The organism is Nocardioides sp. NPDC058538 (assembly GCF_042719275.1).
Classification (GTDB): Bacteria; Actinomycetota; Actinomycetes; order Propionibacteriales; family Nocardioidaceae; genus Nocardioides.
The window spans coordinates 226,274-242,894 of record NZ_JBHXNY010000005.1 but is presented as its reverse complement, the minus strand read 5'-3'; the positions used below and the strand labels follow the sequence as shown (position 1 = coordinate 242,894).

Here is a 16,621-nt window from a genome sequence, read left to right as displayed (position 1 = left end):
CACCGGGCGATACCTACGAGCCATACCGAAGTATTTCGCGGCACAGGCCAACCGTCACGGAACCCACCCGGCGATTTTCAAATCGCAACAGCCACGTGGTGCGACGCCCACCACCTCGACCCCTGGGCCGCCGGCGGAAAGACCAACCTCAAGGACGGGGCCCTGCTCTGTCCCCACCACCACCGCCTGGCCCACGCCCCGGCGTACCTGCACGAGCGACTACCCGACGGCACCATCCGGTTCACCCGCCGACCCTGAATCCGACCATGCCCGCGGGCCACTTTCCATCCACAACCCGGCCTCGATCCGAGTTGTCCACAGCCTCGAGGTCTCTCCTTGCCCGACTCTTGCGAGCCGGGAATCGTGGCGCCCATGGGATACCAAACAGACTTCGTCGGATACCTGCAGATACTGCCTGAGCTCAACGAGGACGAACGCGAGCTCATCAACCGGATCTCCGGCTCGGTCTTCGTCGACCGCCGCGAGACCGGGTTGCGAGCACTCGACAACGACAACACCGCTGCGCTGGCACTCCGGAGGACGGCGCCTCGCGGATGGTCCAACTGGTCGGCCTGCCCACAGGGCTGCTGTCTGAGCTACGACGGCGGGGACAAGGCCAACCACATGGTGCCCTGGCTGAAGTTCCTCATGTCGACATACCTGACACCCGGCGCAGCCGCTTCCGGCCGCGATGGGTTCGAGACCTTCACCTGCGACCACGTTCTCAACGGGATGGTGGTCGGTTCCCGACGGGACAACCGGGAGCTCTACTCGATCACGGCGCGCGACAACGACATCGAGGTCGAGCTGCTCTGGCCGGGAGTCAAGGACTGGAGCAGCTACCCACCGCTTGCCTACCAAGCCGAGATCGACCGTTTCCGCCAATGGGTGGTCGATCAGCCGTCGGTCGACACTCCAGAGGACTGGCCGCGATGGTCCTAGAACGCCTCCAACAACGCAGCGTTTCGGGAGCCGCGCCGAAGCGGAGGCCGTGCTCGCCCCGGTGATCGCAGGCGGCACCTATCGGGTCGACCTGACTCCCGCCAGCGCCATCGTCATCCCCATCCGACGGCAGCCCGGTCTTCGAGGCCGACTGTCGCTCTCAGTCGCTGGACTCCAGTCGCTCGGTCTCGGCCCGCAGCGCCTCGATCACCCCCGTGACCCAACGCCCGATCGCGGCGAGCTCGTCCTGATCGAAGCCTCGGTTCATCTCCTCGATCCGTCGAGCGAGCCCGGCCGCCGTCGGGCGCGAGGTCTGCTGGAAGTGGGGCGTGGTGTGGATCCGGAAGGACCGGCGATCACGCGAGCTGCGCTCGCGGCGTACGTAGTCGGCGGCGACCAGCTTGTCGACGATCTTGGTGACGGCCGCATTGCTCAGGCCGGTCGCGGCCGAGAGCTCGCCGGGGGTGATGCCGTCGGGATGGCGGGCGACGAGGTCGAGCATCTTGTGCTCGCTGTTGCTGACGCCCAGCCGGCGGGCGATGGCCTCGTGGAACATCACCACATGAAGGCTCAGCTCGGAGCCGAGCCGGTTGCCTTCCTCGGACATGCGGCCCCTCCCGTCTTCCCGAAATTTGTTTCACCTTAGTGAAATAAGAGGTTAGTCTCCACCCATGGAGATCGAGCTCTCGCCACCCCGGACGACCACTGATTCCGTCACCTTCACCGGGGCCCTGCTCCGGTGCTACGTCGCGACACTGCTCGTGGGAGCTCCGCTCGCCGCACTGCTGCTGACCCCCGGCCTCATGCGGAGCCGGGTCGCCCTGGTTCCGGGGATCACCTCGTTCGGCATCACCGCGTTCCTGGTGCTGTCGTTCCTGCTGATCGCGGTAGCACCGCGAGTCTCGGCCCGGGTCGCGCCCGGCGCCGGATGGCGGCCGGGGCTCGTACGCAAGGTCGGTCCCGCGCTCCGTCGCGAGCTGCCTCGCCAGTGGTGGGGTCGCGCCGGCGAGGCGCTGCTGATCTTCGTCGCGTCCCAGCTGACCGGCGGCTTCATCGCCTGGATGATGCCCTACATCTGGGCCGACCCGGCCTCACCCGAGGACCAGGTGACCTGGGTGCTCCACTACCCCAACTACGCGACCCAGGCGGTCTCGATGTACCTCGTCATCTGCCTGGCAGCCGCCTGGTTCGGCACCCGGTTGCGCCAGCTGGCCCTCGGCATCGACTTCGTCGACCACGGACAGCCGGTGGCGTAGCCGGCTCCCGCCAGCGCTCGGCGCAGGCTCAGCGTCCGAGCACGGCGCGGAGCCGGCCAACCTGGGCGGTGCGCTCGGCGAGACGCTGCTCGTCGAGGCTCCGGCTCGAGGCGGCCGCCAAGAGCTCGTGCGTACGCCGCACCGCGGTCGCATCGTGCGCGATGAGCGACCCGATCATGTCGACGAGGGTGGAATCCAGCTCGCCCGCCGGCACCACGCTCTGCGCGAGACCGATCCGCCCGGCCTCGTCAGCACCCACCTTGCGTGCAGTCGCGCAGATCTCGAGCGCTCGCGCATAGCCCACGGCGTCGACCAGAGGTTTGGTGCCGGCCAGGTCGGGAACCAGCCCCAGCGCAGGCTCCTTCATGCAGACCCAGGCGTCCTCGGCCATGATCCGCAGGTCGCACGCCAGCGCCATCTGGAAACCGGCCCCGATCGCGTACCCGTCGATGACGGCGACCGAGATGAACCTCGGGTCGGCCAGCGCCACGAACGGCCGCTGATACTCCCCGATCAGGTCGATGACCTCCTGATCGCTCCGCGCCAGCGTCGCGACCAGGCTCCCCGCCACCTCGGTCTGCCCCGGGTCGACCAGCGACAGATCCAGCCCCGCGGAGAACGTGCCGCCCGCCCCGCGCACCACCACGACCCGCACCTCGTCCGGGAGCGACTCGAGGAACCCCGCGATCGCCGCCCACATCCCCGGATGCTGGGCGTTGCGTACGTCGGGACGGTCCAGCAGCACCCTCGCCACCACACCGTCGATGCTCAGATGCACGCCTGGTTCGTTCATGTCCATGGCTTCGCCGTTCCCTTCGGGCAGGAGTACGTCGCACGACGCGTCACAAACCTAGAGGACTCGTGATCGCGATCCGGAGGCACTGCAGGCCCGGCGCGATGCGCCGGGCCTGCAGTGGTGATGCTCCCAGCACGAAGCCGGGCCAGCGGGTCCCTAGGAGCGGGCCGCCTCGATCTGGGCAGTCACGTCGTAGGGGAACTCCGAGGTGATGCCGATCTTGTCGTACTCCATCTTCGAGGCGTCGAACCCGTCGTTCCAGTTGCCGTTGGTGACCTCGTTGCACTGGTAGGACTGGTAGGACTGGTCGGTGGTCTCACCGACCTCGATGTTGGCGAAGGAGAACCCGCAGCCACCGGCGTCCATGTGGATGCCCCGCGTGCCGGAGTCGGGCATCTCCCCGACCGGGTCGGTCAGTACGTCACCGATCACCATCTGCTCCACCTTGTTCTTGACGGGGTGCGGATCCTGGTTGGCCACGCCGTACGTGTAGAACGCGCCCATGTCACCCGAGTCCAGGCCGGCGTTCTGGATCTCGATGTAGCGGAAGGTGTTGTTGTCGGTGTACTGCTCGCCGTCGATGACCTCCGGACGCGACTCCAGGCTGATGCCGTACCGCGCGGAGTGGTTGACGAAGACGTTCTCGACCAGGTTGTTGCCGGTGTCCATCAGCTCGATCCCGGATGCGTCGCCGGGCACCAGCTCGCCGATGTGGTCGATGAACACGTTGGAGATCGTGTGTCCGTGGCTCAGGTCGCCCTCGCCGGGCCAACCGCCCTCGATCTTGATCGCGTCCGCGCCGATGTTCTCGAACAGGCTGTTGGTGACCTTCAGCCCCTCGTTGGCGAACAGGGCGTAGACACCCATGAACCCGGTGTCGGAGACATGCAGGTTGGTCAGCGTGATGTCCTTGGTGTTCTCCAGCGTGATCGCACCGAACCGGTTGCGTGGCATCTCGATCTGCCGGTCGTACTCGGGGTACTTGTGGGGCTCACCCGAGTCGCCCGCCGAGATCCATCCCGCGCGGTACCAGTCGACGAAGTCGCTGTGCTGCAGCCCGATCCCGTCGAAGGTGATGTCGTGTGCGCGCCGCTCCGGCGTCGCACCCTTCACATCGATCAGCTTCTTCACCGTCGGCGCCATGATCCGCACCTTGCTGATGTCGCCCTTCGGCTTGTAGTAGACCTCGTTGTTGGCGTAGTCGAAGTAGTACTCACCCGCCTGGTCGAGGAACGGGAGAGCGTTCTGGATGAAGTAGCGCGAGCCGCCACCGCTGTTGACCAGCGCGTAGCGGGTCCAGTACTTCAGGGTGGTGAAGCCCTTGCGGTAGTCGGCCCCACCGAGCGGCACGGTGTCGGTGAACCAGCTCCAGGAGCCACCGGACCAGACAGTCACCTGAGCGTTGGCCAAGGGGTTGCTGGTCGGGGTGTCGTCCCACGCCGGGTCCCAGTCACCCTCTTCCCAGTACAGCCACTGCCGCACAGCCTCCTTCTCGGGCTCGCCGAGCTTGGAGAAGAGGTACGGCCCGTGCGAGTCCTCCGACCCACGGTTGGGATAGCGGGCGACCTCGGCTCGCGCACCGTCCTCGAACAGCGTGTAGAACCGCTGCCCCGGCTCGACCTTGGTCTTGTAGATCCCGTCGCGGAACGGCTCCCACCCGGTCAGCTCCTTCGCGCCGGTCACGACCGCCTTGCCCGGTCCGTCCACCGACCGGTAGACCACGTCGTGGCCGTTGCTGCCACTGTCGCGGTCATCGAGCTCGAGCGTGGAGTCCACCTGGTACTCGCCGGCCCGGACGTTGACCGTGACGTCGCAACCCATCTGGGCATTGAGCTTCTTGTCGCGGATCTGGTCGCGGGCACGCTCCAGGGTCGCGAACGGCGCTCTCTCCGACCCGGCGGCCTTGTCGCTGCCGTCGGTCGAGACCCAGAGGGCCTTGCACTTTCCTCCCGCCGCGTCGGCGGTCTGCGTGGTGACCGCGAAACCGGTGACCGCTACGACGGCCGCCGCGGCCAGCGCGCCCAGGCGGCGCGTCATTGGTTGCTGCATGGTCCGTTCCCTTCTCTATGGGGGCGGAGCGCCCGGCGAGAGGCAGAAGGACCACCCAAGGGTGGCCGTGCGGCCTCCGAGACGAGCTCCGTGTGACATACGCCACGCAACTAGGGTGATGTCATACATATGACGTGTCAAGGGTTGACTGGATGATGAGATGCCTCGTACGGGTCCACGCCGCACGGTCAGATCAGCGTCGCGGCGACGTACGATGTCCTACACTTCCGGTTATGCCGCAACCGCTTTCCCGGACCACCACGGTCCTCTCCCAGCCGCGTGACCGGCAGCCGATGCTCGGCGTGGTCGTCGTCGACGAGCTCGTCGACGCGATCGTCTCCGGGCGCCTGGCTCCGGGCGACGCGCTGCCGCCCGAAGGACCGCTCAGCGAGCAGTTCGGCGTGAGCCGCACGGTCGTACGCGAGTCCGTGAAGCGCATCGAGGAGAAGGGCCTCGTCACGATCGCGCGCGGGCGTGGCACCGAGGTGCGCCCGATGACGGCGTGGAACACGATGGACCGAGTGGTCCTCTCCGCCTTGATCAAGCATGACGAGACGCTGGGCATCCTCGACGAGCTCAGTGTCGTCCGCGCCCAGCTCGAGTCGGTGATGGCGGCAGAGGCCGCCCAGCGGCGATCGGACGAGCAGGTCGCCGAGCTCGACCGGGCGATGCAGCGGATGCGGGAGAGCACCGCCGACGAGGATGTCTTCCGCGCCGCCGACGTGGCCTTCCACGAGACCGTCATGGAGCTCTCCCGCAACCGGCTCGCCGGCAACATCGCTCGTACGCTGATGGACCACGCACTGGAGAGCTCCCGCTACCACGGCGTCGACACACCTGACGCGTTCGCGGTGACCCTGCGTGAGCACGAGGCCGTGCACGCCGCGATCTCCGAGGGCGACTCGGTGCGGGCGCAGGACGCGATGAACAACCACATCCTCGAGGCGTGGCGCCGCCGCAGGCTGCCCCTGCCCGACGCCGGCAACCGCGAGGACTGAGCCCGTGCGTGGGCGGCCACCGGCCGCCCACGCCTCACCCCTTGACGGCTCCAGCGGCCAGACCGCTCATCACCCAGCGCTGCGTGAGCACGAAGATCACCAGGATGGGCAGCACGGCCAGCAGCAGAGTGGGAAACACCTGCGTGTAGTCGGCGGAGTACTCCCCCACCGAGGCGTAGACACCGGTGGTGACCGTGTAGAGGCCCGAGCCGGGACCCAGGATGAGCTGCGGGCTGGCGAAGTCGTTCCACACGCTCAAGGTGTTCAGGATGAACACGGTCGCCACGATCGGCTTCATGAGCGGCAGGATGATCGTCCACAACGTCCGGTACGGACCGGCGCCGTCGATCGCCGCCGCCTCGTCGAGCGAGGCGGGCAGCATCCGGATGAACCCGGTGAAGACGAAGATCGTGAACGGCACCGTCGCCGAGGCCATGAAGAGCACCAGCCCGGGGAACGTCGACATCAGCCCGAGCGCCCGGAGCACGAAGATCACCGGCACGAGGATCACCTGGGTCGGGATGAACATGCCCGAGATGAAGAACAGCAGCGCCGCGCCGAACACCGGGCGTGGCGAACGCGCGATGACGTACGCCGCGGGCGCGCACACACCGATGGAGACGATGTTGACGCAGATGACCAACCCGATCGTCACGGCGTACCCGAACGCGATGTCGAAGTCCGGGTTGTTCCAGGCCGCGACGAGATGCTCGAGCGTGAACTGGCCGGGCGAGAGCGAGAAGGGCCTGCTGACGATGTCGCGCTGGTCCTTGAACGCGTTGACGACCAGGAGGTACATCGGGACCAGCATGAACAGGCACAGCGCGGTGACCGCGGCGTACCAGGCCGGCGTACGACGCTCGCCGGTCAGGCTCCGGCGACCCGTCAGTGCTCGCGGGGCGCTCATTCCTGGACCCCCTGATCCTGACGGCGTCGGAGCGCGAGCACGCCGAACGCGAGGATCGCAGCCACCAGGATGAGGACCACGGCCTCGGCCGAGGCCAGCCCGACCTGCCGCTTGGGGAACTCCACGGCGAGGATCTGATAGGCGAAGGTCTTCGTGGAACCCGCCGGCCCGCCGCCGGTCAGGGAGACGACGACGTCGTAGGTCTTGATCAGCGAGATCATCGAAGTGATCAGGGCCACCGTCACCGAGGGCGCAAGGGCCGGCCAGGTGACGTGGCGGAAGGTCTGCCAGCGGTTGGCACCGTCCATGCGGGAGGCCTCCATGAGCTCGGCGGGCACGGCCTGGAGCCCAGCGAGGTAGATGAGCAACTGGACGCCGAACTGCGCCCAGGCGATGACGAGGATCAGCGTGGCGAGCGCCCAGGTCTCGTCGCTGAGGAACGGGAGCGGGCTGCTGCCCAGGTTCTCCAGCAGCGAGTTGACGGCGCCCTGCGGGCCCAGGATCGCCGACCAGAGGAAGCCGACCACGATCAGGCTGAGCACGTGCGGGTAGAACATGACCACCCGGGCGAACGCGGTGAAGCGGGTGGTCCGCCACAGCAGGAGGGCCAGGCCCAGTGCCGCGGCGTTGATCACCATCGACCCCGCGACCGCGACGATCGCGGTCACGACCATGGAGCCTCGGACGTCAGCGGACTCGAAGAGCCTCACGTAGTTGTCGAAGCCGACGATCTCGGGAGTCTGGGTCGGGAAGCCGTTGTAGTCGGTGAAGCTGTAGTAGACGGCGTACCCGACGGGCACGACGAGGAGGCCGACGAAGACCACCAACGCGGGCAGCACCATCGAGGCCTCCACCCACCGAGAGGTGCGCGGGCGGGAACCCGGTGACCTGCCGATCACCCGGCGACGCGGTGCCCCTCCCTCCCGCGGCAGGTCAGCTGCCGCGGGAGGACTGTCGGTCTTGCTGGCGCTCATGAGAGCCATCATCGTTCTCCTCGTCGTGGCCCCGAGGGGTCAGCCATTCTGCTCGGCCCAGTCGTCGAGCGCCTTCGCGGCGTCCTCGGGGCTGGTTCCGGTGTAGAGGCTCTGCACGATCTCGGTGAACTTGTCGTTGAGGCCGACGACGGGCAGGCGGATGTCGCCCGCACCTTCGCCCACAGCCACCAGCTCGGGCGCCTCGTCGATGATCGCCTGGATCTCGGTCGCGACCGGGGACTGCTCGACGGCCGCTCCGGCACGGAACACGCCGTCGGCGGTCAGCTGGCTCTCGATCGCGGCCTGGTCGGTCACGAGGTACTCGACGAGCTGAAGGGCCTCGTCGGAGTGCTCGCTACCGGCGTAGACCATGTAGGGGCTGGCCATGGTGGCGCCCTGCGGGCCGGGGTAGGCCATGCCCTCGTCCACCGGCGGGGAGAAGACGCCCACCTCGAAGGGGAGCTCGCCCGCGTTGTCCAGGCTCGCGACGAGCCAGCTCCCGAGCGGGTACATCCCGACCTTGCCCTCCATGAAGTTGGCGTCGGCGGTGGTCGGGTCGAGGCCGACATCGGTCTTCTTGATGTAGCCGTCACCCAGCCAGGTGGCGTAGTGCTCGAACATCGGCTCGAAAGCGTCACCGAGGGTCAGCTTCTCGTCGGCGACGGCCGACTGCCACTCGGGCTGCTCGGTGTTGAGGGTGGGGTGCCACATCTGCTGGAGCTGGAGGCCGGTCTGCCACTGGCCCGCGGTCTGCAGCGGGGTGTAGCCGGCGTCGGCGAGCTGACCGAGAGCAGCGTTGAACTCGTCCCAGGTCTGCGGCGTGGCCTTGATGCCCGCCTTCTCGAAGGCCGTCTTGTTGTAGTAGACGAGCGACTGCGCCTGGGAGCCGACACCGGCGACCAGTCGCTTGCCGTCGATGGCGTACGTGTCGGCCATCGGCGTGTCCTCGACCCAGCTCTCGTCGGAGAGGTCGAGCACCTCCGGGGCGATCTGGTCGTCCGGGAAGATGGACTGCACCACGTCGGGGGCGGTGCCCGCCGCGAGCTGAGAGCTGAAGGTCTCGCTCACGTTGGTGCCGGTCGGGCCCTCGATCTTGACGTCGATGCCGGTCTCGTCCTCGAAGGGCTTCACCAGATCGTTCCAGAAGTCCTTGGTGAGGTTGTCGGTCAGGTTGACCAGCACCCGCACCTCCTTGCTGTCGTCGCTGGCGGCGCCGTTGCCTCCACAGGCAGCGGTCGCGATCAGGGGAAGCAGAACCGCTGCGACAGCACCCGCCCTCCACAAGCGTCGTGTCTCCACAGGAATCTCCGTTTCGTCGTCCGTCGATCTTCATCCGACGGAGGTTGTTCTCGTGGACTCTGGCGATTCGGACTGCCGACCACCGGAGCGAGGAAAGCGCTATCCCGGGCGCCAACGTGACGAAGATAACACATCTTATGTTTAAATGGGCAAGCCCAGATCCCGCCGTTTCCGAAACGGCCCCGACAGCCTCGACGACCGAGAGGATCCGCCTCGTGCGCGCCGCTTTTGCGATGACTCCCCATCTTCAGCATCGGTTCTTCGATGCACCCCTCCTGGCCGAGCTGGGCGAGCTCGTCGACATCGATGCCGACGGGGTGCTGACGTCCTACGACGACCCACGTGCCGCCGAGGTGGAGGTGCTCATCACCGCCTGGGGCACGCCGACCATCGACGCCTCGGCGCTCGCCCGGATGCCACGGCTGCGCGCCGTCGTCCATGCCGCCAGCTCGGTGAAGTACTTCCTCACCTCGGCAGCCTGGGAGCGTGACCTCCGGGTCACCTGCGGCGTGGAGCCCAACGCCCGCCCGGTCGCCGAGTACGCCCTGGCCGCGGTGCTGTGGGCGACGAAGTCGGTCCTGCCGCTGACCGAACGGTTCCGGGCCGAGCGGGTGGCCCCCGACCTCACCATGGACGACACCATCGACGGTGCGTACGGCACGACTGTCGGCGTGCTGGGCGCCTCGGCCACCGGCCGGGCACTGATCGAGCTGCTCGCCCCGTTCGACCTCACCGTCCTGGTCAGCGACCCCACGATCGACGCGGCGCGCGCCACCGAGCTGGGCGCCGAGCTCGTCGACCTCGACCAGCTCTTCGCACGCTCGCGGGTCGTCTCCCTCCACGCACCGCTGCTGCCGCAGACCCGACACCTGGTCGACGCCCGCCTGCTCGGGCTGTTGGGCGACGGCGCGACCCTGATCAACACCGCCCGGGGAGGGATCCTCGACCACGACGCGCTCCGCGCCGAGCTGGTCACGGGCCGGCTGCGTGCGGTCCTGGACGTGACCGAGCCCGAGCCACTCCCCGCCGAGGATCCGATGTGGAGCCTGCCCAACGCCACCCTGACCCCGCACATCGCCGGCTCGCAGGGCGGTGAGCTGCACCGCCTGGGCCGCGGTGCCGTCGACGAGGTGCGTGCCCTGATCGAGGGCCGGCCGCCCCTGCACCCGGTCGACCCCGCCAGCCTGGCCACCAGCGCATGACCACCACCCTGAAACCGGAGACCGAAGTGACGACCCCCACCGCTGCACCCGACCTCGCCCACCTCACCCGCTGGTTCCTGACCTGGGTCACCGACGAAGGGGCGATCAACGGCTTCCACAACCACAGCGTGTGGGGCACGAACCCGGCGACCTTCCTCGACTGGACCAGCGGCCACGCCGCCTTCTCCGCTCCGGCGCTCGGCGCCGTCGCACAGCTCCTCGCCGCGCAGCCCGACGACCGGGCCGCCGAGGTCTGGCGCCGGATGATGCGCTTCCAGAGCAGCGCCCTGCAGGACGACGACCAGTACAAGCACGTCGGCTTCCAGGTCGGGGAGTCGGCCACGACCGGCCTGATCCACAACGCCACCGGCAGCATCGGTCTGCTCCTCGGGCTCAAGCACGCCCGGCACCTGCTCGACGACGCCGAGGTCGACCGCATCGTCGACGTCGTCCGCCGCAACCTGGTCGCGCTCCACTCCTTCGGCGGCGGCCGCCCGGCCGAGGACGGCACCTGCAACCAGGAGTACGCCCGGGTCTGGGTCAAGCTGCTGCTCTCCGAGGTGACCGGTGACGACAGTGGGCTGGCCGAGATCGGCGAGGACCTCGACGTCCTCATCGCCCGCCACCACGAGCCCGGAGTCCCGGACGCCGATTCCTCGGGCACCTGGCGGCAGGCCGAGGATCGGGTCACCGGCGGGATCCTCGAGCCCGCGGAGTACTACGGCCTGATGATCATGCCGCTGCTGCTCGGCCATCTGCGCCTGGGTGAGCAGCGCTACCTCGACGAGGCGGTGCGGCTGTGCCGCCACGTGGCCCGCTCGGCGTGGACCGACGCGGACGGCCAGACCCGCTTCCACCGCTACTGGTACGTCGCACCCAGCACGACCCTGAAGAGCGACACCCCCATGCTGATCGCGGGCATGGGATTGTCGCTGCACGGCATCCGCGAGGTGTGCCGGGTGCGCCCCGACGCCGAGCTCGAGGAGTTCATGGCGCGTTGCCGGGCGACGTACGCGCACTATCAGGTCCCGGCCGGCTACTTCGCCTCGGCGACCCACTGGGGCACCGAGGCCGACGTCGCCCCGAGCACCGCGTGGCACGCCCACGACCTGGTCTTCCTCGCCGACGACGTCGAGGACCCGGGCCAGGACTTCTGGACGACGGTGCTCACGCCCGACGAGCGCCAGTCGGTGCTGATGACCAACCGGGCCGTGTGGGCCGAGCATGGCGTGCACTGGTGCATCCGCAGTCCTTTGACCGCCGGCGACCTCCACCTCTACGGCCGCAAGGACCGGGCGGTGTTCGGGCGCGACTTCTTCGCATGGACCGACAAGGTGCCGCTCGACGACGAGCTGCGCTATCCCGAGGCGCCGCTCTTCTTGGAGACCAACGACGGCATGCGTCGCGTGGACACCTCGGAGCGCCCCACGGACGTCTCGACGCTGGGCACGACCTACCACGGCGGGCTCTGAGCATGCTGCGTCCCGGGTTGTGCTCGGTCACGGCGCGTCGTCTCCCGACGGACGGGGTGCTGGAAGCCGCCGCGAAGGCCGGTCTGGCCTGCATCGAGTGGGGCGCGGACGTGCACGCCCCACCCACCGGCGACCTGCGCGGTCTGGCCGCTGCGACCGCTGCGGCAGGACTGGCCGTCGCTTCCTACGGCACCTATTGGCGGGCGACGCCGGATGACGACGGGGTCGCGCTGATCGGCGCGGCCCTGGCGCTGGGGTGCGCACGCCTCCGCATCTGGGCCGGCACCACCGGCTCGGTCGAGGCCTCCCGGACCGACCGCGCCGAGGTCGTACGCCGCGTACAGCGGCTGGCAGACGAGGCGGCCGGCCACGGCCTCGAGCTCGCCTTCGAGCACCACGACCTGACCCTGGCGGACACGGCCGAGTCCACGCTCCATCTCCTCGCCGAGGTGGACCGGCCGAACGTCGGCACCTACTGGCAGCCCCGGGTGGGCGAGCCTGCGGAAGTGGCCCTCGCCGGGCTTGCCCGGCTGCTCCCGCACGTGCGTGCGGTGCACGCGTTCTCCTGGTGGCCACGTCACGAGCGGCTGCCGTTGGCGGCCCGCGCCGACCTCTGGCCGGCGGCCCTGGAGATGCTCGCGGGCACCGGACGGCCGACCGACGTACTGCTGGAGTTCCTGCCCGACGACGACATGTCGCTGCTGCCGAGCGAGGCAGGTCGCCTGCGCGAGTGGATCGCGCAGGCGACCTGACTGCCGTCTCCGGGAAGGCTCAGCCGGCGGCCGGGCCGCCCGGGAGCCCGATGCCGTCCCTGGTGACCAGCCGGTTCCAGTTCGCCACCCACTTCCGGCCGAAGGTCTTCGCGACCTCGCCGGTGTAGCTGAAGCTCAGCGTGTCGAGGTCGAGCCCGGCGGCCTCGAGCGTTGCGGGCTTGCTGAGGTTGGTGTTGATCTTGTCGCTCCACGTGGCGAGGCGATAGGTCGCGGCCGGGTCGGCGAACGAGTTCTCCCCGGCGCGATACTCGCCGCCGCCGATGATGACCGAGCGGTCGATCGCGTTCCGGGCAGGCACGTAGAGGGAGTTCGGGTTCTCCCACACGCTCCCCCGGTCGCACCCGTTGGTCGCATCGGCCGCGTAGTCGGCCTTCTGGCAGTCAGCACCCGTGGCGGTGACGCGCGGGACGTACCAGTCCGTGATCTCCGGGAAGACGATCGGCGCTCCGTCGGAGTAGCGCGCCTTGCCGTTGGTGTAGTGACGGTGCCAGCGGGCCACGTTCTCCTCGGTCGAGGAGTACTTCTCGCCCGGCCGTACGTCGAGGAACGAGTTGTAGCGGCTCTGCACCACCCAGCCGTTGGGCACGGGAAGACCGGTCTCGCCGTTGCGGTGGTAGAGCTGGTCGTGGCCGGTCTGGTCGACGTCGATGAACACGTTGTCCGTCGCCTTGTTGCTGTGGCCCGACTGGAAGAACACGCCTGAGTGCGCGTTCTTCACGACGTTGTGGTGGAACCGCATCCCCGAGACGCCGTCGTCCATGTAGAACGCGTCGTTGGAGCCTCCGATGGTGTCGAAGAAGTTGTACGCCACCTCGTTGCCCAGATAGGTGTAGTCACGCCCGGTGTAGACGACGCCCTGGTCGCCCGCGTTCTTCACCAGGTCGTAGAAGAAGTTGTTGTTGACGCGCATGTCGTTGCCCATGATCTGCACCGCCATGTGGGGCGCGTCGTGGACGTAGTTGTTCTCGAAGCTGTTGCCGACGCCATACAGATAGCCGGCCGGCGTGTAGGTCGCCAGCCGCGAGAAGCGGGCGATCTCGTTGTTGCGAGCCACGTTGTCGCCGCGCTCGAGAGTGCTGCGATCACCGCCGCCGAGCAGGACTCCGCCGCCCCCGAGGTCGTGGAGGTAGGAGTTCTGCACGATGTTGTCGTGGCCGCCGCGTACGGTCTCGTAGTCGGGCAGGGCGGTGATCGACTCGGTGGTCTCGCCGATGCGGATCGCGTCCATGCTGACGTTGGAGATGTCGACGCCGTCGATCAGCGTCTTCTCGGCGTCGAGCAGCTGGACCGCGCTGATCAGCGAGTCCGACATCGACAGGCCCTTCAGCGTCACGCCCGTGGTGCCCTCGAGCCGGAAGATGTTGTCGTCGAAGGCCCGCAGCGTGGCGCTCTTGCCCTCCATCGTCCCGCCCGCCGGCTTGTAGTAGACGACGTCGTTGCCCGCGTGGCGGTCGATGTAGTACTCACCCTCGGCGTCCATCTCGGAGAGGATGTTGAGCGCCTTGACCTTGGTGTAGTCGTTGCGGGGCCAGTACATCGAGGGGTACTTGGCGTACATCGTGGTGCCGCTCCAGGAGACCAGCCGCACCATGTCGTTGGCGTAGTTGTTGCCGAGGTAGCCCGAGAGCCAGGCCTCGGTCTCGTACGTCGTGTTGTCGACGTCGGTGAGCTCCTGAGGGTCGGCCTGCACCGGGATGTGGGAGTAGGCGCCGAAGCCGCGGGTGCCGTGATCGATGATCTCCGGCACCCCCTCAGGCGCCCAGCCCTGGTAGCGGTTGTTCTCGAGCAGTCGGCCGCCGACCTCGTAGAGGGGAGGCGTCATCTTCCGCATCTCGTCCTGGGGCCAGGTGTCGCGGTCCGCGGGGTTGGCGAGCTGCTGCTTCTTGTCCTCGAACTGCGCGCGTGGCGTCGTCCCGCTGATCGCCCAGTCGGGCTCCATCCCGAACCGGTCGCGCAGCGTCCACTGGATGAGGTCGTTGGTCGCCGGGACCTTCCACTTGCCGCCGTCGCCGTAGAGGTGGCAGCTGGAGTCGGCCCCGGTGCAGCCCTCCTGGTTGGGGAACTGCGCGAGCGTCTGCGTCCCGCCGTCGACGACGAGCTCGGGAGCGAAGGGCTGCGGCAGCCAGTTGAACCCGTTCTTGTAGAGCGTGCCGGGGTCGATGCCCTCGGCGCCCAGGTCGTAGACCCACACGCCCTCGCGCAGCGCCGGCGAGTCGAGTCGGGCGTTCGAGGAGAACTGCGGCTGGGCGAGCTCCTCCTCGGACAGGTCCGCGAGCGACCGCCAGCCTTGGGCTTCCAGGGCGTGCGCGCCCGTGAGGCGGACCTTCTCCCCCGCCGCGGCGCGGTAGGTGACCCAGGAGTGCTCAGGACCGGTCAGGTCGATCGCGTCGTCGAGGACGTACTCGCCCCCGTGGACGATCACCGTGCCTCGGTCCTCCGCGGAGGTACGTCCGGCCAGCGCGTCGCGGGCCGCTTCCACCGTCCGCAGCGGCCGGCCCTTCGTGCCCGGGTCGGCGTCGTCGCCGTCGGGGGCGACGTGGACCGTGAGGGTCGTCTCGGCCGCGGTGGCCGGCTGCGTACCGGCGACGAGGACCGTCGAACCGAGTGCTGCCAGGACCACGGCGGCCGCCGCGCGGGCGCGGCGTGTCGTGCGAGTCTGCATGTCCGTCTCCTTGAGATATGACGTATGACATGTGTCTAACATCACAAACGAGGTGCGGGCAAGCGTTTTCCAATGTTTCCGGGGCGCCCGTCGCCGATCAGGAGGCGAGGCCGTAGACCCGAGCGGCCGTGCCGCCCCGGACGTCGGCTCGGCCGGTGTCATCGAGCCCGGCGAGGACCCTGTCGGCGAGGTCGATCACCTCGCCGTAGGACGAGCGCAGCAGGCAGACCGGCCAGTCCGATCCGATCATCGTGCGCTCGGCGCCGAAGACATCGACGACGTACGCGGCCCAGGGAAGCACCGCGTCGATCGGCTGGTCCGGGGCTAGCTCGGTGACGAGCCCGGACAGCTTGCACGCCACCGAGTCGTGGCGGGCGAGCGCGGCGACGTGTCCCGCCCACTCGTCGAAGGCGGCGGGGTCGATCACGGGCTTGCCGACGTGATCGAGCACCCAACGCCCGCCGGGGACCTGCTCGACAGCGCCGACGGCCGCCGGCAGCTGGGGCCGGCGCACCAGCAGGTCGTAGACCAGGCCCGCATCAGCGACCGCGGTGAGGCCCCGCAGCACGTCGTCACGGAGCAGCCACTCGTGATCGGGCTCGCTCTGCACCAGGTGCCGGATGCCGACCAGGAGGTCTCCCCCGGGGCGCTCACGCAGCTCGGCGAGCCGGTCGGCGACGTCCGAGGCGGTGAGGTCGACCCAGCCGACCACCCCGAGGATCTCGGGGGTGGCCGCCGCCAGCGCGAGCAGCTCGGGGGTCTCCTCGGCGACCGCGACGGTCTGGACGACGACGGTCCCGGCGATCTCGTGGTCGTCCAGGTGGGGCCGGAGGTCGTCGAAGGAGAAGGAGCGGCGGATGGCCGGGAGATCGCGCGTCCACTCCTGGTCGCGGACCTCGAGGTCCCACACGTGGTGGTGGGCATCGATGCGCCGGGGCTCAGTCAAGGTGGAAGACCTCGGTCATCGTGGACCACTGCTCGTCCTCGGTGGCGGTGGGCAGCCGCTCCTGGCACGGGGCGGTGATCTCCCACCACCGCTGGGTCACGTCATGGGCGGCGATCGCGGCCATGTCCGCCTCGTAGTCGGTCCCGACGTACTCGAAGTAGCTGAAGAGCCAGCCGTCGCGCAGGAAGATGGAGTAGTTGCGGATGCCGCTGTCGGTCAGGCGCTCGAGCACCTCGGGCCACACAGCGGCGTGCAGCTCGACGTACTCCGCCTCCTTCTCGGGGCGCAGCCGGACCACGGAGCCGTGTCGGGTCATGGTGGGGGTCCTCTCGGTGTGGTGGGCGA

Annotated in this window: 15 protein-coding genes; 6 read left to right on the top strand and 9 right to left on the bottom strand. The window is 68.6% G+C overall.

Annotated elements, in window-relative coordinates:
* Nucleotides 1–372 precede the first annotated feature (372 nt).
* Nucleotides 373–942, top strand: coding sequence for a hypothetical protein (locus ACFWQC_RS07155; RefSeq protein ID WP_378675069.1), 570 nt, complete (start codon nucleotides 373–375; stop codon nucleotides 940–942).
* A gap of 160 nt (nucleotides 943–1,102) precedes the next feature.
* Here ACFWQC_RS07155 and ACFWQC_RS07150 read toward each other — a convergent pair whose 3' ends face one another.
* Nucleotides 1,103–1,549: a MarR family winged helix-turn-helix transcriptional regulator gene (locus ACFWQC_RS07150; protein WP_378675066.1), complete on the bottom strand. Its 447-nt coding sequence runs from the start codon at nucleotides 1,547–1,549 to the stop codon at nucleotides 1,103–1,105.
* Between the two features lie 64 nt (nucleotides 1,550–1,613).
* Here ACFWQC_RS07150 and ACFWQC_RS07145 point away from each other — a divergent pair, with 64 nt between their 5' ends.
* The gene (locus ACFWQC_RS07145; protein ID WP_378675063.1) at nucleotides 1,614–2,198 is read left to right on the top strand and encodes a hypothetical protein; all 585 of its coding nucleotides are present in this window, start codon (nucleotides 1,614–1,616) and stop codon (nucleotides 2,196–2,198) included.
* Between the two features lie 28 nt (nucleotides 2,199–2,226).
* Here ACFWQC_RS07145 and ACFWQC_RS07140 read toward each other — a convergent pair whose 3' ends face one another.
* Both ACFWQC_RS07140 and ACFWQC_RS07135 read right to left on the bottom strand, forming a co-directional pair.
* The gene (locus tag ACFWQC_RS07140) at nucleotides 2,227–2,991 is read right to left on the bottom strand and encodes an enoyl-CoA hydratase/isomerase family protein (protein ID WP_378675060.1); all 765 of its coding nucleotides are present in this window, start codon (nucleotides 2,989–2,991) and stop codon (nucleotides 2,227–2,229) included.
* 159 nt (nucleotides 2,992–3,150) lie between these two features.
* Nucleotides 3,151–5,043 carry a right-handed parallel beta-helix repeat-containing protein gene (locus ACFWQC_RS07135; RefSeq protein WP_378675057.1) on the bottom strand — a complete coding sequence of 631 codons (1,893 nt, stop codon included), beginning with the start codon at nucleotides 5,041–5,043 and terminating at the stop codon, nucleotides 3,151–3,153.
* Between the two features lie 233 nt (nucleotides 5,044–5,276).
* Between ACFWQC_RS07135 and ACFWQC_RS07130 the strand changes: the two genes are divergently transcribed.
* Nucleotides 5,277–6,041 (top strand): FadR/GntR family transcriptional regulator, encoded by a 765-nt coding sequence (locus ACFWQC_RS07130; protein ID WP_355019270.1) that lies wholly within the window; start codon nucleotides 5,277–5,279, stop codon nucleotides 6,039–6,041.
* Between the two features lie 34 nt (nucleotides 6,042–6,075).
* Here ACFWQC_RS07130 and ACFWQC_RS07125 read toward each other — a convergent pair whose 3' ends face one another.
* Genes ACFWQC_RS07125 through ACFWQC_RS07115 form a run of 3 tightly spaced genes read right to left on the bottom strand, consistent with a single transcriptional unit; the run spans nucleotide 6,076 to nucleotide 9,221 of the window.
* Nucleotides 6,076–6,948: a carbohydrate ABC transporter permease gene (locus tag ACFWQC_RS07125; RefSeq protein ID WP_378675053.1), complete on the bottom strand. Its 873-nt coding sequence runs from the start codon at nucleotides 6,946–6,948 to the stop codon at nucleotides 6,076–6,078.
* Nucleotides 6,945–7,922 carry a carbohydrate ABC transporter permease gene (locus ACFWQC_RS07120; RefSeq protein WP_378675050.1) on the bottom strand — a complete coding sequence of 326 codons (978 nt, stop codon included), beginning with the start codon at nucleotides 7,920–7,922 and terminating at the stop codon, nucleotides 6,945–6,947. The genes ACFWQC_RS07125 and ACFWQC_RS07120 overlap by 4 nt, the downstream gene beginning before the upstream one ends.
* A 39-nt stretch (nucleotides 7,923–7,961) precedes the next feature.
* Nucleotides 7,962–9,221, bottom strand: coding sequence for an ABC transporter substrate-binding protein (locus ACFWQC_RS07115; RefSeq protein ID WP_378675047.1), 1,260 nt, complete (start codon nucleotides 9,219–9,221; stop codon nucleotides 7,962–7,964).
* Nucleotides 9,222–9,436: 215 nt separating this feature from the next.
* Between ACFWQC_RS07115 and ACFWQC_RS07110 the strand changes: the two genes are divergently transcribed.
* From ACFWQC_RS07110 to ACFWQC_RS07100, 3 genes are read left to right on the top strand one after another with little or no spacing between them, the layout of a single operon-like run.
* Nucleotides 9,437–10,423 (top strand): hydroxyacid dehydrogenase, encoded by a 987-nt coding sequence (locus ACFWQC_RS07110; RefSeq protein WP_378675044.1) that lies wholly within the window; start codon nucleotides 9,437–9,439, stop codon nucleotides 10,421–10,423.
* The gene (locus ACFWQC_RS07105) at nucleotides 10,420–11,895 is read left to right on the top strand and encodes a hypothetical protein (protein WP_378675041.1); all 1,476 of its coding nucleotides are present in this window, start codon (nucleotides 10,420–10,422) and stop codon (nucleotides 11,893–11,895) included. Before ACFWQC_RS07110 ends, ACFWQC_RS07105 begins: the two co-directional genes overlap by 4 nt.
* 2 nt (nucleotides 11,896–11,897) lie before the next feature.
* Nucleotides 11,898–12,647 (top strand): sugar phosphate isomerase/epimerase family protein, encoded by a 750-nt coding sequence (locus ACFWQC_RS07100; RefSeq protein ID WP_378675038.1) that lies wholly within the window; start codon nucleotides 11,898–11,900, stop codon nucleotides 12,645–12,647.
* Nucleotides 12,648–12,666: 19 nt separating this feature from the next.
* Here the strand turns inward: ACFWQC_RS07100 and ACFWQC_RS07095 are convergent, their stop codons facing one another.
* The 3 genes from ACFWQC_RS07095 to ACFWQC_RS07085 all read right to left on the bottom strand — a co-directional run bounded on the left by ACFWQC_RS07095 (nucleotide 12,667) and on the right by ACFWQC_RS07085 (nucleotide 16,592).
* Nucleotides 12,667–15,330 carry a right-handed parallel beta-helix repeat-containing protein gene (locus ACFWQC_RS07095; RefSeq protein ID WP_378675035.1) on the bottom strand — a complete coding sequence of 888 codons (2,664 nt, stop codon included), beginning with the start codon at nucleotides 15,328–15,330 and terminating at the stop codon, nucleotides 12,667–12,669.
* A gap of 97 nt (nucleotides 15,331–15,427) precedes the next feature.
* Nucleotides 15,428–16,276 (bottom strand): amidohydrolase family protein, encoded by an 849-nt coding sequence (locus ACFWQC_RS07090; protein ID WP_378675032.1) that lies wholly within the window; start codon nucleotides 16,274–16,276, stop codon nucleotides 15,428–15,430.
* Nucleotides 16,269–16,592: an L-rhamnose mutarotase gene (locus tag ACFWQC_RS07085; RefSeq protein WP_378675029.1), complete on the bottom strand. Its 324-nt coding sequence runs from the start codon at nucleotides 16,590–16,592 to the stop codon at nucleotides 16,269–16,271. The genes ACFWQC_RS07090 and ACFWQC_RS07085 overlap by 8 nt, the downstream gene beginning before the upstream one ends.
* Between the last annotated feature and the right edge of the window lie 29 nt (nucleotides 16,593–16,621).